This window comes from Salipiger sp. HF18 (assembly GCF_011806505.1).
GTDB lineage: Bacteria > Pseudomonadota > Alphaproteobacteria > Rhodobacterales > Rhodobacteraceae > Salipiger > Salipiger thiooxidans.
In genome coordinates, this window is record NZ_JAATOS010000505.1 from 1 (window position 1) to 2,818 (window position 2,818).

Here is a 2,818-nt window from a genome sequence, read left to right on the forward strand (position 1 = left end):
CGCTTGTGATGATCTACGAATACGCCGAGGGCGACGCCAAGTACCCGACGCTGACCTCGGAAAACGCGGACGAGCTGATCGGCTGGGGCGCGATCTCGGGCATGGTCGCCGGTGACGACGGCATGATCTACGCGGTCAACGACAGCTTCTACGGCTACCAGCCGACGATCTTCACCATCGACCCGTCGTCGACCCCCGCGAAGATCGTTGCCGCCACCCCGGTCACCCGCGCCGGCATGCCGGCACAGAAGCTCGACCTCGAAGGCATCACCACCGATGGCGAGGGCGGTTTCTGGGTCGCCTCGGAGGGCCGCAGCGACCGGGTCATCCCGCACGCGATCTACCACGTGAACGCCAAGGGCGAGATCACGGACGAGATCGGCCTGCCCGCGGCCCTGCTCGCCGGCGAGACCCGCTTCGGCTTCGAAGGCGTGACCATGGTCGACGGCACGCTCTGGATGGCCGTGCAGCGCGAGTGGGGCGACGATCCGAAGGACCACGTCAAGCTCGTGTCCTACAACCCCGAGACCGAGGAATGGGGCGCCGTGCTCTACCCCAAGGCCGCGCCGGACACCGGCTGGGTCGGTCTCTCGGAGATCACCGCCCATGGCGACTACGTCTATGTCGTCGAGCGTGACAACCAGATCGGCGCTGCGGCCGTGACCAAGAAGGTCTACCGCATCCCCGCCTCCGAGATGGTGCCCGCGGCGATCGGTGGCGACCTGCCCGTGGTCTCGAAGGAAGAGGTCCGCGACCTTATCCCCGACCTGAAATCCTGGGGCGGCTACGTCGTCGACAAGGTCGAAGGCCTGGCCATCGCCGAGGATGGCACCGTCTATGTCTCGACCGACAACGACGGCGTCGACGACAGCTCGGGCGAGACCTTCTTCTGGTCCTTCCAGCTCGGGAACTGATGCTTTCGGGCGGGGGGCGCGGTTGCGCCGCCCGCGTCCCGCGGCGGTCCGCGCCCGATTCCGGCTGAGATCATCGCCGGCAGGATGGCAGGCGCGCGCGTTATGCGCGTTGCGCCGGAGCCGCCCTTGGCGCACCCCCGGACACGAAAAAGCCCCGGCCGAGGCCGGGGCTTTCCGCTTTTCAGCGGGTCGGTCAGCCGAGGGCTCAGTTCACCGTGTCAGCGTCCACCACGTCCTTCTCGATGGCGGGCACGTCGGTGCTGCGCGCGATCTCGATCCGGCGCGGCTTCAGCGCCTCGGGGATCTCGCGCTTGAGGTCGATGTGCAGCATGCCGTTCTCATGCACAGCACCGGTCACCCGCACGTGGTCGGCAAGGGTGAAGCGGCGCTCGAAGGCGCGGGTGGCGATGCCACGGTGCAGGAAGGTCTTGCCGGCGTCTTCATCGGCCTTGCGGGCGGCGACGACGAGCTGGTGTTCCTTCAACTCGACCGACAGGTCGGCGTCCGAGAACCCGGCGACGGCGATCGAGATGCGATAGGCATCGTCGGCGGTCTTCTCGATGTTGTAGGGCGGATAGCTGGGCTGGGCCACGTCGCTGGCAAGAACCCGGTCCATCATGTCGGCGATCTGGTCGAAACCGACGGTTGCGCGATAAAGCGGTGCGAAATCAAAGTGACGCATTGGTCATCCTCCGTTGAGCGATACCGTATGTGATGCGCCTTCCCGACATGGGACAGGCGGCTAGTGCTCCGGAGCCCTGCTTCAGGCGCCCCGGGTGGGAAAGATCTGGGAAGCCCCGGCGCGGGTTTCAAGGCCTTGCGGGTGTAGGTTCGGATGCGGGCCGGTGGCGGGGGCTCAGGGCCGCACGAAGCGCGCGCCGATGTCGCCGCGGTCGCCGCCGCCGACGGTGATTCGCCGCGCTCCGGTGCCGGCGCGGGGCGGCGCGTCTGGCCGGACGAGCCGGTCCATGAGCTCGGTCACCAGCGGCGGAAGGGTGGGGCCAAAGGCCTCGCCCGTGTCCGTGCCCGACGAGACCACCGACAGGATCCGCAGCCGTCCGTCGTCGCGCACGAAGACCGGGGCCCCGGAAGAGCCGAAGGTCACGTCGCAGTCGAAGCCGAGGATGTCGCCCTGAATGCGCTGCGTCAGGTGGCACTCGGCCTCGCGCGAGAGCACCTCGGCCCGGCCCCGCCCGTAGGAGGCAACGCTGAGCGCGGTGCCCGCGGCGCTGCCCTGATGCACCCGGAAGGGGTCGGCCTCGGCGCTCGACACCGGCGACACGAGCTTGAGCAGCGCGACGTCGGTCGAGACCGCATCGGTGCGCGTGCCCGAGCCGTTGCGGATGGCGCCGGCGTACCGGTCGGGCACCACCCAGCGGGCAACGCGGCGGGCGGTGATCTCGGTGCCGCGGTGATAGCCCGCGCGGAACACCATGGACCCGGGCGGCAGCGGGCTGCGGTCGTCGCGGTCGAAGACGCAATGCGCGGCAGTGAGCACCACGTCGCTGGTGATCAGCACGCCGGTGCAGTAGCCGCCGGGCTGGTCGAGCCGCCCGACCGCCTCCCAGCCGAGCAGCGCGCCGCGATTGTCCATCATGTCGAACACCGCGCCCTGCTGCGCGGGGACCACGGGCGCGGTCGCCGCAAGCGCCAGCAGCGCAACGGCGAGCGATGTCAGGGCTTTACGAATTTCGCCCCCGTATCACGCCGGTCCCCGGCGATCAGCGACATGCGCACGGGGTCGGCGGACAGCTCCTCGCGCAGGAGCGTCAGCGCATCGCCAAGCTCGGTGCCGAGCGAGACCTCGCGGCCCTCGGCCTCGGCCTTGGCGGAGATCACCGAGACGATCCGCGGGGTGCCGTCGTCCATGCTGAACACCGGCGAGCCGGAGCTGCCGAAATCGA

At 69.3% G+C, this 2,818-nt stretch carries 3 protein-coding genes and 1 pseudogene; 1 reads left to right on the forward strand and 3 read right to left on the reverse strand.

Annotated features, from left to right (window positions below; translation table 11 throughout):
• A partial coding sequence (locus HC022_RS23190) for an esterase-like activity of phytase family protein (protein WP_167453975.1) occupies positions 1–914 on the forward strand: 914 nt, incomplete at its 5' end.
• A gap of 205 nt (positions 915–1,119) precedes the next feature.
• On the opposite strand, the gene HC022_RS23195 is transcribed toward HC022_RS23190, so the two are convergent.
• The 3 genes and pseudogenes from HC022_RS23195 to HC022_RS23205 form a co-directional block, all read right to left on the reverse strand.
• Entirely contained in the window at positions 1,120–1,596 is a 477-nt protein-coding gene (locus HC022_RS23195) for an Hsp20 family protein (RefSeq protein ID WP_167453976.1), read from the reverse strand.
• A 174-nt stretch (positions 1,597–1,770) separates the two neighbouring features.
• On the reverse strand, positions 1,771–2,544 hold the full coding sequence (locus tag HC022_RS23200; RefSeq protein ID WP_167453977.1) for a trypsin-like peptidase domain-containing protein: 774 nt from the start codon (positions 2,542–2,544) through the stop codon (positions 1,771–1,773).
• A 44-nt stretch (positions 2,545–2,588) separates the two neighbouring features.
• A pseudogene (locus HC022_RS23205) lies at positions 2,589–2,818 on the reverse strand (trypsin); the annotation flags it as partial.